Origin of the sequence: Delftia sp. JD2 (assembly GCF_001682645.1) — a bacterium.
Classification (GTDB): domain Bacteria; phylum Pseudomonadota; class Gammaproteobacteria; order Burkholderiales; family Burkholderiaceae_C; genus Comamonas; species Comamonas acidovorans.
In genome coordinates this window covers 26,471-39,410 of the sequence record NZ_LFJT01000034.1, presented here as the reverse complement: position 1 = coordinate 39,410, position 12,940 = coordinate 26,471, and the positions used below count along the sequence as shown (strand labels likewise).

Sequence of the window (12,940 nt, the reverse complement as noted above, 5' to 3'; positions counted from 1 at the left end):
AAGCACCGTAAAAACCCTGCCAAACCATGCTGCACTGCGTAAGCACTCGGTCAGAAGCGCTTTCCAGAATGCGCCGCAAGGCTGCAGATCCATGGGGCTGCCGCCGCGATTCCAACTTCAGGAGACAAACCATGACCGATCCGGTGGTAGACAAAATACAGCGCCATCCCAAATACCAGGAGTTGCGATCCAGACGCAATCGCCTGGGCCTTTTTCTGACGCTGCTGATGCTGGTCGTTTATTACGGCTATATCGCGCTGATTGCCTTCGACAAATCATTTCTGGCCCAGCCCATTGGCGCGGGCGTGACCTCGCTGGGCATCCCGATCGCCATGGGCGTGATCGTCTTCTCGGTGATCATCACCGGCCTCTACGTGCGCCGCGCCAATGGCGAGTACGACAAGCTCACCCAGGACATCCTGAAGGACGCCACGAAATGAAGAATTCCGCACAACGCATGCTGCTGGCGCCCGCCGTGGCGCTGGCCCTGACGGGGCCCGTGCTGGCCGCCGGCGGCGATGTCGGCGTGGCCGCCAAGCAGGCCACCAACTGGACCGCCATCATTCTTTTCACGGCCTTCGTCGTGGCCACGCTGTGGATCACCAAGTGGGCCGCGGGCCGCACCAAGTCGGCCGCCGATTTCTACACGGCCGGTGGCGGCATCACGGGCTTTCAGAACGGCCTGGCGATTGCGGGCGACTACATGTCGGCCGCCTCCTTCCTGGGCATCTCGGCCTCGGTCATGGCCAGCGGCTATGACGGCCTGATCTACTCCATCGGCTTCCTGGTGGGCTGGCCCATCCTGACCTTCCTGCTGGCCGAGCGCCTGCGCAACCTGGGCAAGTTCACCTTCGCCGACGTGGCAGGCTACCGCTTCTCCCAGACGCCGTTCCGCGCCTTCGCGGCCAGCGGCACGCTGGTGGTGGTGGCCTTCTACCTGATCGCGCAGATGGTGGGCGCGGGCCAGCTGATCAAGCTGCTGTTCGGCCTGGACTACTGGATCGCCGTGGTGCTGGTGGGCGGCCTGATGATGATCTATGTGCTGTTCGGCGGCATGACGGCCACGACCTGGGTGCAGATCATCAAGGCCTGCATGCTGCTGGCCGGCGTGACCTTCATGGGCTTCATGGTGCTGGCCAAGTACGGCTTCAGCCCCGAGGCGCTGTTCGCCGAAGGCGTGCGCGTGCGCTCCGAGATCGCTGCCAACAACGGCGCCGACCCCTCGGCCGCGGCCAAGGCGGGCCTGGCCATCATGGGCCCGGGCGGCTTCATCAAGGACCCGATCTCGGCCATCAGCTTCGGCATGGCGCTGATGTTCGGCACGCTGGGCCTGCCCCACATCCTGATGCGCTTCTTCACCGTGCCCGACGCCAAGGAAGCGCGCAAGAGCGTGTTCTGGGCCACGACCTGGATCGGCTACTTCTACGTGCTGATCTTCATCATCGGCTTCGGCGCCATCACCCTGGTGCTGACCAATCCCGAGATGGCCGATACGGTCAAGGGCGTGATCCACGGCGGCGCGGGCACGGCCAACATGGCGGCCGTGCTGGTGGCCAAGAGCGTGGGCGGCGACGTGTTCTACGGCTTCATCTCGGCCGTGGCCTTCGCCACCATCCTGGCCGTGGTCGCGGGCCTGACGCTGTCGGGCGCCTCGGCCGTGTCGCATGACCTGTACGCCACCGTGATCAAGAAGGGCAAGGCCGACAGCGCCGCCGAGCTGCGCGTCTCGCGCATCACCACGCTGACGCTGGGCGCCATCGCCGTGCTGCTGGGCATCGTGTTCGAGAAGCAGAACATCGCCTTCATGGTGTCGCTGGCCTTCGCGGTCGCGGCCTCGGCCAACTTCCCCCCGCTGCTGCTGTCGGTGCTGTGGAAGGACTGCACCACCAAGGGCGCGGTGATCGGCGGCTTCATGGGCCTGATCTCCTCCGTGGGCCTGACCGTGGTCTCGCCCCCGGTGTGGGAGGCCACGCTGGGCAACCCCGCAGGCTCGGCCTGGTTCCCCTACGCCTCGCCCGCGCTGTTCTCCATGACCATCGGCTTCGTGGGCGTGTGGCTGTTCTCGGTGCTCGACAAGAGCGCCCAGGCCGCCAAGGAACGCGCCATCTTCCCCGCGCAGCAGGTGCGCTCGGAAACAGGCCTTGGCGCCTCGGGAGCTTCGGGCCACTGAGCCACCGAGCCTCTCAGGCACCCACCATGAAAAGCCGGGCCCAGCGCCCGGCTTTTTCGTTGGCGTGGCAGCAGCCGCCCTCAGATTGATCGGCTGGAGAAGGCGCGCGATCGGATCTGCGATGGCCGGCGCCGTCCAGGCCTCTAGACTTGCGGGGTCTGCGCAGCTTCGCCTGTGCAGCACCGCTTCCCTCTTCAACGCACAGGACAGATCCGACATGCAACTCATCAGCCAAAGCTTCCAGGACGGCCAGGCGATTCCCGGCGAATTCGCGTTCGCGGTGCCCGATGCGGCCTCGCACGTGGCGCTGTCGTCCAACCGCAACCCGCACCTGGCCTGGAGCGGCGCGCCCGCAGGCACGCAGTCCTTTGTCGTGGTCTGCCATGATCCCGACGTGCCCAGCCGCGGCGACGATGTGAACCAGGAAGGCCGCGAAGTGCCGGCCAGCCTGCCGCGCGTGGACTTCTTCCACTGGCTGCTGCTGGACATTCCGGCCGCCACCACCGAGATCGCGGCAGGCGCCCAGTCCGACGGCGTCACGCCGCGCGGCAAGAGCGGCCCGGCAGCCCCCGGCGGCCTGCGCCACGGCATCAACGACTACACGGGCTGGTTCGCGGGCGACGAGCAGATGAAGGGCGACTACTTCGGCTACGACGGCCCCTGCCCTCCGTGGAACGACAGCATCGTCCACCACTACGTCTTCACCGTCTATGCGCTGGCCACGCCCACGCTGGCCGTCTCCGGCGAGCTGACCGGCGCCAATGTGCGCGCGGCGCTGCAAGCCGGCCAGGTGCTGGGCAAGGCCAGCATCACCGGCCTGTACAGCCTGAACCCTGCGGTCTCCGCCGCTTGAGCGAACGCCTTTCCGGGCGCCCTACGTCGCGCCGGCCAGCCTGCGCAGCTTGATGAAGGCCAGCGCCGCCATCACGGCGTCGTTGAGCGCGTCGTGGGCCTCGCGCTGCGGCAGGCCCAGGTCGGCCATCAGCGTGGCAAAGCGCAGGTCGATCTCGGGCGCCTGCTGCTGCCAGGGCAGCAGCTGCCGGAAGCGGTGGTCGTAGTACAGGGCCGAGACCTCGATGCGCTCGTTGGGCAGACCCGTGCCCAGCCAGGGACGCAGCATGCGCTCGATCATGGCCACATCGAATTCCAGGTAGTAGCCGACCAGCGGGCGGCTGCCGATGAAGCGCAGCAGCTGCGCCAGCGCGTCCTCGATGGCCAGGCCCCGGGCCAGGTCCCGCTCGCGCAGGCGGTGGATGCGCACGCTGTCGCCGGGCACGCTGCGCGAGGGGCGCACCAGCAGTTCCAGGCGTTCGCTGGACAGGATGCGCTCGCCCACGATGCGCACGGCGCCGATGGAGATGATCTGGTCGCAGCGCACATCCAGGCCCGTGGTCTCGCAGTCCAGCGCCACCCATTCGCCGGGCGGCGGCGCATCGAAGAGAAAGGCATAGGCCGGGTCCGCCAGCCTGCGCCGCTGCCAGTTGCGCCGCAGGCCCGCCACCCAGCGCTGCAAGGGCGCCGCGCTCATACGGCGTCCAGCCGCAGGCGCTGGCGCAGCAGTTCGCGGAAGCGCCGCACCACGGCCAGCGTGTCCTTGAGCAGGTCGCGCTCCAGGCTGCTCAGGCGCGCCGGGTCCACATGGCCGGTGACGGGGCGGCCCAGGTCGATCTCGGCCAGTCCCGCCTGCAGGCGCAGGCCCATGAGGAAATGCAGGCCCTGGAGCAGCTCCTGCCCCTGGGCGCCGTCGAGCACGCCCTTGTCCACCAGGGCCGCGATGCGCTCGGCCGTGCCGGTGGCGGCGATGCGCTGGGACAGCGCCAGGCTGCGCACGCCATGCACGATGGGGAAGATGCCGGCCTTCTTGAGGTGCACGGGCGCGCCCTCGCCGCCGCGCCCCAGCAGCCGCTCCCACCAGCTGCCCGGCTCGTGCGCGAAGGCGTCGACGGCCGAGGCGAAGCGCGCCACCTGGGCATCGCTGTCCAGGGCCAGCGCCATCAGGTCGCGCCGCACCGTGGCCAGCAGCGCGGCATCGCCCGCCACGGCATGGGCATCCAGGAAGATCGCCAGGTGCATGAGGCCCTCGGGGCCGGGCAGGATCAGCCATTCGCGCACCTGCCTGCCGAAGCTGGCCACCGTGCCGCGCCACTGCGGGTTGCTGAGCATGATGCCGCCCGGGCATTCGGGGTAGCCGAAGCGCTGCAGCTGCGCGGAAAAGCGCGCGCAGATGGCATCGAGGTCCTGGGGCGGCGCATAGCCGTCGCGCAGCAGCAGGCCGTTGTCCTGGTCGGTCTTGAGCAACTGCTCGCCGCGCCCCTCGCTGCCCATGACGAAGAGGCAGCTGTGGGCCACCAGGTCCGGCGGCGCCAGCATCTGCCAGGCACGCTCGAACAGGCGCGCATTGAGCTGCTGCACCAGCCGCGCCATCAGGGCCACCCGCGTGCCGCCCCGGTGCAGGGCGGCCACCAGGCGCGTGATCTGGGCGGCCGCCTGCTCCAGCGCCTGCAGGTCGGCGGCCTGCTCGATCTGCACGGTGATCAGGTGGGAGTGGTTGGCCAGAAAGCTGAACAGGTCCAGCGCCTCCAGGATGCCCAGCACCTGGCCCTGTGCATCCAGCACGGCCAGCCGGTGAACGCGTGCACGCAGCAGCACGACCAGGGCATCGCCCAGCTGGTCGTCGGCGCGCACGGTGAACACGGGCTGGCTGGCGAACTCGCCCACGGCCAGCCGGTCCAGCGGGCGGCCGTCAAGGATGGCGCGCTGCAGCGTGGTGCCCGTGAAGATGCCCAGGCCGCCCTGCGGCAGTCCCGAGACCAGCACGCAGGTCGTGCGCTCGGCATGGAACAGGCGCACCACGGAGACGATGTCGGTGGCCGCATCCACCACATGGGCGGCACGCAGATAGGCCTGGTCCACGCGCGCCAGCGTCAGCGACTGCAATTCGTGCCGGTCGGCGCGCTGGGCCAATGTGCCCAGCTTGTGGCCCAGGTCGGAGAACAGCAGGGCGCCAAAGGCCGTGTTGCGCGCGATCAGCTCGCCCACGGTTTCGCGCGCAAGCTGGTAGGCGATAAGCTCCTCGGCCACGGTGAAGCGGCTGCCCGTGCGGCCGGCCACCAGGGCGCGGCCGTCGAAGCTGTCGTCGGGGCCGTAGCTGGCCAGCACCTCGTCGCCCTCGGTCTGCACCACATGGCCCTTGATGATGACGAAGAGGTGGGTGGGCGCCGAGCCCGCGTCCAGCACCACGGCGCCCTCGGGGAAGTAGGCGATGTCCACGCCATCGCGCACCAGCGCCTGTTCGTCGGGCGTGAGGCAGTCGAAGGGCGAGGCGGCGAAGTTGAAGGCGTTGGGCATGGGGCGGGGCCGTTGTTCCAGCCCCGCCATTCAAACCTTCAGGCCTTGCTCCACGCTTGCAGCCGCGTCCCAGCCGCTGTCGAACCAGCTGTCGCCTTCCAGGTAGGCGCGCAGCATGGGCAGGCTGTCCAGGCCCCAGAAGAGGCGGCCGTCAACCTCCCAGGCCGGCACGCCGAACAGGCCTTGCGCGGCGGCGGCGTCGGTGTTCTCGCGCAGCAGGCGCTTGGCGTTGTCCGCCGCATCCGTGCGCAGCTGCGGCGCCAGCGTGGCGCGCAGTGCGTCGAGCCGCGCGGGGTCCAGCGCGTCGGCGCCGCCCAGCCAGACATGGCGCAGCACGGCGTCCGCCACAAAGCGGTTGATGGTGCCGTCATCGCTGCACTCGAGCGCCAGGCGCAGCAGCGGCAGCGGGTTGAACGGATGGCGGGCCGGCATGTCCAGCCCCACGCCAGTGGCATGGCCCAGCCAGCTCACATGGCGGTAGGTCCATTCGCGCTTGCCCGCGATGCCGGCCGGTCCCGGGTTGGCGTGGCGCTGCAGCAGCGCGCCCAGCAGCACGGGGCGGTACTGCATGTGGTGGCTGATGCCCTGCAGCGCCTGCGGCAGTTGCGCGAACGCCAGCCAGGCATAGGGCGAGATGAAGTCGAGATGGAAGGTGATCTGCTTCATGGCGGGTGCGTCGTGATGGGGATCTAGGGTGCGGTGGCCGCGATGCCTGCGCGCTCCAGCAGCGCGTTCCAGATCGCCAGGCGCTGCGGCGCATCGGACTTGGACCAGGCGCGGATCTCGTCGATGGTGCGAAAGCACCCTTCGCAATGGCTGCGGTCGGGCGTCATGCGGCAGACCGAGATGCAGGGCGAGAGCACGGGCTCCTCTTCGGCACGCGGAGCGTATGCGGCGCGGGCCTTCTGGGCCAGCATTTCCTTGGGGCCCATCATGCCGCCACCTCCTGCACCACGTCGGCCCAGGGCGCGCCGGCCAGCAGTTGCAGCGCGGCCGGCGTGGCCGCGAACACCGCATGCGGATGGCCTGCTGCCGCCCAGACAGTGTCAAAACGCTGCAGTTCCCTGTCCACCAGGGTCACAGGCGTGTTGGCATGGGCCACGGGGCTGACGCCGCCGATGGAAAAGCCCGTCTGCGCCTTGACGAAGTCGGCGTCGGCACGGCCCACGGGGCCGACCAGGGCCGCGACCTTCTTCTCGTCCACGCGGCGGTCGCCCGAGGCCACGACCAGCACGGCCACGCCGTCGCTGCGGCGGCGGAAGATGATGCTCTTGGCCACCTGGCCCACGAGGATGCCCAGCTGGTCGGCCGCTTCCTGGGCCGTGCGCGCGGCGCCGTCCAGCATGCGCGGGCCATCGCCGTGGCCGGCCTGCTGCAGGAAGGCCGCCACGCGCTGCACGCCTTCGGGAAGATGGTGGAGTTCAGATCCGCACATGCTCACACCGCCTCGCATGCAGACGCGCTGGCGCGCTTGGTGAGCAGTGCCTTGGCCACGCGCGACTGCGTGGGGCGGCCCAGGTGGTCGCTGATGAACTGGCCGGCATCAATCAGCTTGTCCAGGTCGATGCCGGTCTCTATGCCCATGCCCTGCAGCATGTAGACCACGTCCTCCGTGGCCACATTGCCCGTGGCGCCCTTGGCGTAGGGGCAGCCGCCCAGGCCCGCCACCGAGGTGTCGAACTGCCACACGCCCAGCGACAGCGCGGCCAGCGTGTTGGACACGGCCTGGCCGTAGGTGTCGTGGAAGTGGCCCGAGACATCGTCGATGGCGAAGTGCTGCAGCGTGGCCTCGATGGCCTTGCGCACCTTGACGGGCGTGCCCACGCCGATGGTGTCGGCCACGCCCACATGCTGCACGCCGATGCCCTTCATGAGGCCGGCCAGGTAGGCCACGCGCTCGGGGGCGATCTCGCCTTCGTAGGGGCAGCCCACGGTGCAGCTCATGGCGCCGCGCACGTAGATGCCCTGGGCGCGGGCGGCTTCGGCCACGGGGGCGAAGCGCTCGATGCTTTCGGCAATGGAGCAGTTGATGTTCTTCTGGCTGAAGGCCTCGCTGGCTGCGCCGAAGACCACGATCTCGTCGGGCCACAGTTCACGCGGCGCCGACAGCGCGGCCTCCAGGCCCTTCATGTTGGGCGTGAGCACGCTGTAGCGCACGCCGCGGCGGCGGACGATGCCGGCCATGACTTCGGCGTTGTCGGCCATCTGCGGCACCCATTTGGGGCTGACGTAGCTGGTGACCTCGATTTCCTTGAGGCCGGCTTCCTGCAGGCGGTGCACCAGCTCGATCTTGACGGCGGCGGGCACGGGCTGTTTTTCATTCTGCAGGCCGTCGCGGGGGCCTACATCGACGAGTTTGACGCGGGAAGGAATGCTCATGGGGTGTTCTCACCGGGATGACGGGTACGGCCCCTATTGTCCAGGCTTGCAGGTCCGGGCACCACCCCATATCCTGCCGGGCCATGCACAACGGCTGCCAGCGCCCCCTTCAGCCCGGCAGGGCCGCCATTTCCTCGCGCAGCATCTCCACCATGCGCGCGGCAGCCGGCGACAGGCGGCGGCCGCTCAGGCGCACCAGGCCGATGGGGCGGCGCAGCACCGGCCGTGCCAGCGGGCGCGCCACCACCTCCGGCCGCTGCACCACCTGCGCGGCCAGCAGGGGCAGCGCGCTCACGCCCAGATCGGCAGCCACCATGGCCGCGATGGTGGCCAGGTGCTCCACGGCGTACTGGGGCGCAAAGCGTATGCCGTGGGTCAGCAGGGCCTCGTCGGCGTACTGGCGCACGCTGGTGCCGGCCGGCATGGAGATGTGGGGCAGATGGGCCACGTCGGCCCAGCCCAGATCGCCGCGCCCGCGCGCCAGCGCATGGCCGCGGCCCAGCAGCAGCACGAAGCGGTCGGAGGCCAGGGGCAGGTAGTCCAGGTCGGCATAGGCGGGGTTGGCCGCCGTGAGCGCAAAGTCCACGCGGCCTGCGCGCACCATGTCGAAGGCCGGCCCGGCCAGGCTGTCGAATAGCTCCAGGTGCACGCCCGGATGCTCGGCCGCGAAGCGCGCCAGCACGCGGGGCAGCAGGCCTGCGGCCAGCGAAGGCAGGGCCGCCAGCGCCAGCCGGCCCACCTGCACCTGGGCCACCTCCTGCACGCGGCGCACGGTCTCGTCCATCTGGTGGCGCAGGATGCGCGCCTGCTCGGCGAAGACCTCGCCGGCCTGTGTCAGTTCCACGGCGCGCGTGGTGCGCTCGAACAGGCGCGCGCCCAGCATCTCTTCCAGCCGCGCCAGCGTGCCCGAGACGGCCGACTGCGACAGGTGCATCTGCAGCGCCGTGCGCCGAAAGCTCAGCGAATCGGCCAGCGCCAGAAAGACATCGACCTCGCGGGCCGACCAATTGATCTTCATAGCCGATCAGTTTATCGAAAAATGCGTCTTTACCGTTCAATGACGGCTGCCTAGACTGCGCCTCAAATCCATGAAATCAGCAGGAGACAGCATGCACAGCAGTTCGCCGCGCAACGCGCGCACGGTGGTCGTCGGGGGAGGCACCATGGGTGCCGATGTGGCCGTGGTCCTGGCCCGGGGCGGCGCCCTGGTGACCGTGGTCGACCCCGGCGCGGCACGGCGCGAGCTGCTGCTGCAGCACATTGCCATCGAGCTGGCCACGGCCGGCTTTGCCCGGTGCGCGTCCCAGGTCTCGGTCTGCGCGGCGCTGGAGGATGTGGCCTGGGACGGCGTGGCCCTGGTGGTGGAATGCATCACCGAACGGCTGGATGCCAAGCAGGCGCTGTTCGCCGAACTTGAGGCGCATGCGCCGGCCGACGCCGTGCTGGCCAGCAACAGCTCGGGCTTTCCCATCAGCGCCATCGCCAGCGGCCTGCCCACGGCGCAGCGCATGCTGGGCCTGCACTTCTTCATGCCCGCCCACCTGGTGCCACTGGTGGAAGTAGTGCTGGGAGAGCGCAGCGACCCGGCCCTGGGCCAGTGGCTGCATGCCTTCATGCGCGGCTGCGGCAGCGTGCCGGTGCTGGTGAAGAAGGACAAGCCCGGCTTTCTGGCCAACCGCATGCAGCACGCGCTGTCGCGCGAGGCCTTCGCCCTCATCGACGAGGGCATTGCCTCGCCCGAGGACGTGGATGCCGCCGTGCGCTTCGGCTTCGGCTTCCGCTTTCTGGCGGCCGGCCCCGTGCTGCAGCGCGACCATGCAGGCATCGAGGTGCATTGCGCGGCCGCCGCCACCATGTACCCCACGCTGTCCAACACCGATGTGCCGGCCCAGGCCCTGCGCGATCGCGTGGCGCGTGGCGATCTGGGCATGAAGACCGGCAAGGGCTTCTTCGACTGGCCCGAGGACCGCCGCCTGGCTGAGCGTGCCCGCTACGACGCGCTGCTGCGCCAGGGCCTGGCCCTGCTGGCCAGCGAGCTGCCGGTGCCGGAGCAGGCACAGGACACGCCATGAGCACGCCGGTCCCCACGTCAACCGCGTCGCCCACATCGCCCACGTCACCCACCTCGCAGTGGAGCGACCCGCTGATCATCACCGTGGCCCCCAACGGCGCCTACAAGCAGCCGGCCGACCACCAAGCCCTGCCGATCACACCGCAGGCGCTGGCCGCCACGGCACGCGCCTGCCTGGATGCCGGCGCAGCGATGATCCACATGCACATCCGCGACGCCCAGGGACACCACAGCCTGGATGTGGACGGCTACCGCGAAGCCTGGCGCGTGGTGCGCGAGGCCGTGGGCACGGACATGGTGGTGCAGATCACCAGCGAGGCCGCAGGCGTCTACCGCGCGCCCGAGCAGATCGCCATGGTGCAGGCGCTGCGGCCCGAGGCCGTCTCCATCGGCCTGCGCGAGATCGACCAGCCCGAGATCGGCGATGCAGGACTGGCGCACTTTTTCACGGGCCTGGTGCGCGACCAGGTCATGGTGCAGGTCATCCTCTACGACGTGGCCGACCTGCGCCGCTGGCAGGCGCTGCGCGCCCAGGGCGTGGTGCCCGAGGCGCCCTGGTTCCTGCTCTTCGTGCTGGGCCGCTACAGCGCGGGCCAGACCTCGCGGCCGCAGGACCTGCTGCCCTTTCTTGCGGCGCATGACGGCGGCGAGCCCTGGGCCGTGTGCGCCTTCGGCGCCACGGAAAACACCTGCATCGCGGCAGCCGCCGCGTTTGGCGGCCATGCGCGCGTGGGCTTCGAGAACAACCTGCTGGCCAAGGACGGCCACACCGCGCCCGACAACGCCGCCCTGGTCCGCCAGGCCGTGGTGTCCGCCCAGGCGCTGGGCCGCCCCCTGGCCACGGCCGACGACATACGCCGGCGCTTCACACCGGGTTGAGCACCAGGCGCCTTACAGGCCGATAAGCCCATAAGCCGATAAGCCGATAAGCCGATAGGCCCATGAGCCCGCACAAGACGGGCCTTCCATTCCAACCACAGGCAGGAGACACAACCATGCAACAGCCCACCCACGGCACGCGGCGTGACGCCATCGCTAAAATCAAGGCAGCCACCGCATTCACGGCGATTCCCCTGGCCTTCATGGCCCTGGGCCTGGCGGGCCAGGCCTCGGCCCAGACCCCGTCGCCGGCGTTCCCCAGCAAGACCATCCGCTTCGTCGTGCCCTACCCGCCCGGTGGTCCTACCGACCTGATGGCACGCATGCTGCAGCCCGAGCTGCAGCAGCGCCTGGGCGTGACCGTCATCGTGGAGAACAAGAGCGGCGCGGGCGGCAACCTGGGCAGCGCCGAGGTGGCCCGCCAGGCGCCCGCCGACGGCCACACCCTGCTGCTGGCCGCCAGCGGCCCCATGGCCGTGAATTCCTCGCTGTACAAGAGCATGCCCTTCAACCCGCTCAAGGACCTGGAGCCCGTGGTGCAGCTGTCGGCCTTCCCGCTGGTGCTGGAAGTGCATCCCTCGCTGGGCGTGAAGACCGTGGCCGAGCTGCTGGCCTTGGCCAAAACGGGCAAGACGCTGAGCTTTGCCTCGGCCGGCAACGGCACGCCCCAGCACCTGGCGGGCGAGCTGTTCAACTCCATGGAGCAGGTCAAGCTGGGCCATGTGCCCTACCGGGGTGCGGGACCGGCACTCAACGACCTGATCGGCGGCCAGGTGGGCGTGATGTTCGACATCGTGGGCAGCTCGCTGCAGCACATCCAGGGCGGCCGCCTGATCCCGCTGGCCGTCACCTCGGCTGAGCGCACCAAGGTGCTGCCCGACGTGCCCACCATGGCCCAGGCCGGCGTACCCGGCTACCAGATCACGGGCTGGCATGGCATTGCCGTGCGCGCGGGCACGCCGCCCGCCGCCATCGACAAACTCAATGCCACGGTCAACGCCATCTTCAAGGACCCGGCCTTCCGCACGCGCTGGGAGGCCATCGGCACGCCGGCCGTGGGCGGCACGGCGGCCGAATTCGGTGCCTTGATCAAGAGCGACTCCCAGCGCCTGGGCGCGCTGGTGCGCAGCACCGGCGTGACGCTGGACTGAGCGCGCCCGTCAGTAGCCGCGCCGCAGGTCCACGCGGCCGCTCACGGCCTCGCCCCGGCTCAGCGCCGCGACCTTGCCCACGATCTGCTCCACGCTGTCGCGCGCCAGGGTGCGGGCCGAGGTGTGGGGCGTGAGCGTGATGCGCGGATGCCGCCAGAAGGCATGGCCGTCGGGCAGCGGCTCGGTGCGGAACACGTCGAGCAACGCGCCGGACACATGGCCCCCGTCGATGGCGGCGACGAGGTCCTCGTCCGCCACATGGCCGCCGCGTCCCACGTTGATGACATAGGCGCCCGGCTGCAGCAGGGCCAGGCTGCGCGCGTCGATGATGCTGTCGGTCTCGGGCGTCAGCGGCAGCAGGTTGACGAGGATGCGGGTGGCGCGCAGAAAGGCGTCGAAGTCCTGCGGGCCGCAGAAGCCCCGCACGCCGTCGATGGCATGCGGCGTACGGCTCCAGCCGTTGACGGGGAAATCGAACACCGTCAGCGCGCGCGCCACGCGCTCGCCCATGCAGCCCAGCCCCATGACGCCCACGGGGTAGTCGGCACGCCGGGGATTGGGCCGGTGCTGCCACAGGCCGGCGGCCATGTCTGCCTCGTAGCCGTCCAGGCCCCGGAAGAAGCGGATCACGGCCTGGCAGACATATTCGGCCATCTGCACGGCCATGCCGGCGTCCTCCAGGCGGTAGACGGGCAGCCCGGCCGGCAGGCGCAGCGGCAGCAGCGCATCGACGCCGGCGCCGATGTTGAACAAGGCCTTGAGGCCCGGCTGCTCGTCGATGAAGCGCTGGGGTGGCGCCCAGACCAGGGCGTAGTCGGCCTGCGGCGCGCCCGGCGACCAGATGTCCACCTCGGCGCCCGGCAGGGCCGCGCGCAGTCCTTGCAGCCAGGCGTCGGGCCTGGTGTCTTCGCAGCAGAAAGTCACTCGCATAGGGGGCCAAGC

The 12,940-nt window shown here is 69.8% G+C and carries 14 protein-coding genes; 6 read left to right on the top strand and 8 right to left on the bottom strand.

The window, feature by feature from the left end; all coding sequences use genetic code 11:
- Positions 1–131: 131 nt before the first annotated feature.
- From ACM14_RS18585 to ACM14_RS18575, 3 genes are all read left to right on the top strand, one after another.
- Positions 132–440, top strand: a complete 309-nt coding sequence (locus ACM14_RS18585) for a DUF485 domain-containing protein (protein WP_013800408.1) — start codon at positions 132–134, stop codon at positions 438–440.
- On the top strand, positions 437–2,170 hold the full coding sequence (locus tag ACM14_RS18580) for a cation acetate symporter (protein ID WP_012207754.1): 1,734 nt from the start codon (positions 437–439) through the stop codon (positions 2,168–2,170). Before ACM14_RS18585 ends, ACM14_RS18580 begins: the two co-directional genes overlap by 4 nt.
- Positions 2,171–2,387: 217 nt before the next feature.
- Positions 2,388–3,023, top strand: a complete 636-nt coding sequence (locus ACM14_RS18575) for a YbhB/YbcL family Raf kinase inhibitor-like protein (protein WP_012207755.1) — start codon at positions 2,388–2,390, stop codon at positions 3,021–3,023.
- Positions 3,024–3,044: 21 nt separating this feature from the next.
- Here ACM14_RS18575 and ACM14_RS18570 read toward each other — a convergent pair whose 3' ends face one another.
- The 7 genes from ACM14_RS18570 to ACM14_RS18540 all read right to left on the bottom strand — a co-directional run bounded on the left by ACM14_RS18570 (position 3,045) and on the right by ACM14_RS18540 (position 8,915).
- Entirely contained in the window at positions 3,045–3,698 is a 654-nt protein-coding gene (locus ACM14_RS18570; protein ID WP_065346954.1) for a 3'-5' exonuclease, read from the bottom strand.
- Positions 3,695–5,548: a DUF294 nucleotidyltransferase-like domain-containing protein gene (locus tag ACM14_RS18565; RefSeq protein WP_065346953.1), complete on the bottom strand. Its 1,854-nt coding sequence runs from the start codon at positions 5,546–5,548 to the stop codon at positions 3,695–3,697. Before ACM14_RS18565 ends, ACM14_RS18570 begins: the two co-directional genes overlap by 4 nt.
- Positions 5,549–6,184, bottom strand: a complete 636-nt coding sequence (locus ACM14_RS18560; protein WP_034397380.1) for a DsbA family protein — start codon at positions 6,182–6,184, stop codon at positions 5,549–5,551.
- A gap of 23 nt (positions 6,185–6,207) precedes the next feature.
- Positions 6,208–6,450, bottom strand: coding sequence for a DUF1289 domain-containing protein (locus ACM14_RS18555; protein WP_049801477.1), 243 nt, complete (start codon positions 6,448–6,450; stop codon positions 6,208–6,210).
- Complete coding sequence (locus ACM14_RS18550) at positions 6,450–6,953, bottom strand: YbaK/EbsC family protein (protein WP_013800403.1); 504 nt, start codon at positions 6,951–6,953, stop codon at positions 6,450–6,452. Before ACM14_RS18550 ends, ACM14_RS18555 begins: the two co-directional genes overlap by 1 nt.
- Positions 6,954–6,955: 2 nt before the next feature.
- Positions 6,956–7,897, bottom strand: coding sequence for a hydroxymethylglutaryl-CoA lyase (locus ACM14_RS18545; protein ID WP_065346952.1), 942 nt, complete (start codon positions 7,895–7,897; stop codon positions 6,956–6,958).
- Positions 7,898–8,006: 109 nt separating this feature from the next.
- Complete coding sequence (locus ACM14_RS18540) at positions 8,007–8,915, bottom strand: LysR family transcriptional regulator (RefSeq protein ID WP_012207762.1); 909 nt, start codon at positions 8,913–8,915, stop codon at positions 8,007–8,009.
- Positions 8,916–9,006: 91 nt separating this feature from the next.
- On the opposite strand from ACM14_RS18540, the gene ACM14_RS18535 reads away from it, so the two are divergent.
- The 3 genes from ACM14_RS18535 (at position 9,007) to ACM14_RS18525 (ending at position 11,998) form a co-directional block, all read left to right on the top strand.
- Positions 9,007–9,969, top strand: a complete 963-nt coding sequence (locus ACM14_RS18535) for a 3-hydroxyacyl-CoA dehydrogenase family protein (RefSeq protein WP_047474196.1) — start codon at positions 9,007–9,009, stop codon at positions 9,967–9,969.
- Positions 9,966–10,847 (top strand): 3-keto-5-aminohexanoate cleavage protein, encoded by an 882-nt coding sequence (locus ACM14_RS18530; RefSeq protein WP_065346951.1) that lies wholly within the window; start codon positions 9,966–9,968, stop codon positions 10,845–10,847. Before ACM14_RS18535 ends, ACM14_RS18530 begins: the two co-directional genes overlap by 4 nt.
- Positions 10,848–10,963: 116 nt before the next feature.
- Positions 10,964–11,998 (top strand): tripartite tricarboxylate transporter substrate binding protein, encoded by a 1,035-nt coding sequence (locus ACM14_RS18525; protein ID WP_012207765.1) that lies wholly within the window; start codon positions 10,964–10,966, stop codon positions 11,996–11,998.
- Between the two features lie 9 nt (positions 11,999–12,007).
- Here ACM14_RS18525 and ACM14_RS18520 read toward each other — a convergent pair whose 3' ends face one another.
- The gene (locus tag ACM14_RS18520; protein ID WP_065346950.1) at positions 12,008–12,928 is read right to left on the bottom strand and encodes a glyoxylate/hydroxypyruvate reductase A; all 921 of its coding nucleotides are present in this window, start codon (positions 12,926–12,928) and stop codon (positions 12,008–12,010) included.
- Positions 12,929–12,940: the final 12 nt, after the last annotated feature.

What these genes read in the sequence shown, in the direction of transcription:
- ACM14_RS18585 (WP_013800408.1), top strand. Translation starts at nt 132, where the DNA reads ATGACCGATCCGGTGGTAGACAAAATACAGCGCCATCCCAAATACCAG.
- ACM14_RS18580 (WP_012207754.1), top strand. Translation starts at nt 437, where the DNA reads ATGAAGAATTCCGCACAACGCATGCTGCTGGCGCCCGCCGTGGCGCTG.
- ACM14_RS18575 (WP_012207755.1), top strand. Translation starts at nt 2,388, where the DNA reads ATGCAACTCATCAGCCAAAGCTTCCAGGACGGCCAGGCGATTCCCGGC.
- ACM14_RS18570 (WP_065346954.1), bottom strand. Translation starts at nt 3,698, where the DNA reads ATGAGCGCGGCGCCCTTGCAGCGCTGGGTGGCGGGCCTGCGGCGCAAC.
- ACM14_RS18565 (WP_065346953.1), bottom strand. Translation starts at nt 5,548, where the DNA reads ATGGCGGGGCTGGAACAACGGCCCCGCCCCATGCCCAACGCCTTCAAC.
- ACM14_RS18560 (WP_034397380.1), bottom strand. Translation starts at nt 6,184, where the DNA reads ATGAAGCAGATCACCTTCCATCTCGACTTCATCTCGCCCTATGCCTGG.
- ACM14_RS18555 (WP_049801477.1), bottom strand. Translation starts at nt 6,450, where the DNA reads ATGGGCCCCAAGGAAATGCTGGCCCAGAAGGCCCGCGCCGCATACGCT.
- ACM14_RS18550 (WP_013800403.1), bottom strand. Translation starts at nt 6,953, where the DNA reads ATGTGCGGATCTGAACTCCACCATCTTCCCGAAGGCGTGCAGCGCGTG.
- ACM14_RS18545 (WP_065346952.1), bottom strand. Translation starts at nt 7,897, where the DNA reads ATGAGCATTCCTTCCCGCGTCAAACTCGTCGATGTAGGCCCCCGCGAC.
- ACM14_RS18540 (WP_012207762.1), bottom strand. Translation starts at nt 8,915, where the DNA reads ATGAAGATCAATTGGTCGGCCCGCGAGGTCGATGTCTTTCTGGCGCTG.
- ACM14_RS18535 (WP_047474196.1), top strand. Translation starts at nt 9,007, where the DNA reads ATGCACAGCAGTTCGCCGCGCAACGCGCGCACGGTGGTCGTCGGGGGA.
- ACM14_RS18530 (WP_065346951.1), top strand. Translation starts at nt 9,966, where the DNA reads ATGAGCACGCCGGTCCCCACGTCAACCGCGTCGCCCACATCGCCCACG.
- ACM14_RS18525 (WP_012207765.1), top strand. Translation starts at nt 10,964, where the DNA reads ATGCAACAGCCCACCCACGGCACGCGGCGTGACGCCATCGCTAAAATC.
- ACM14_RS18520 (WP_065346950.1), bottom strand. Translation starts at nt 12,928, where the DNA reads ATGCGAGTGACTTTCTGCTGCGAAGACACCAGGCCCGACGCCTGGCTG.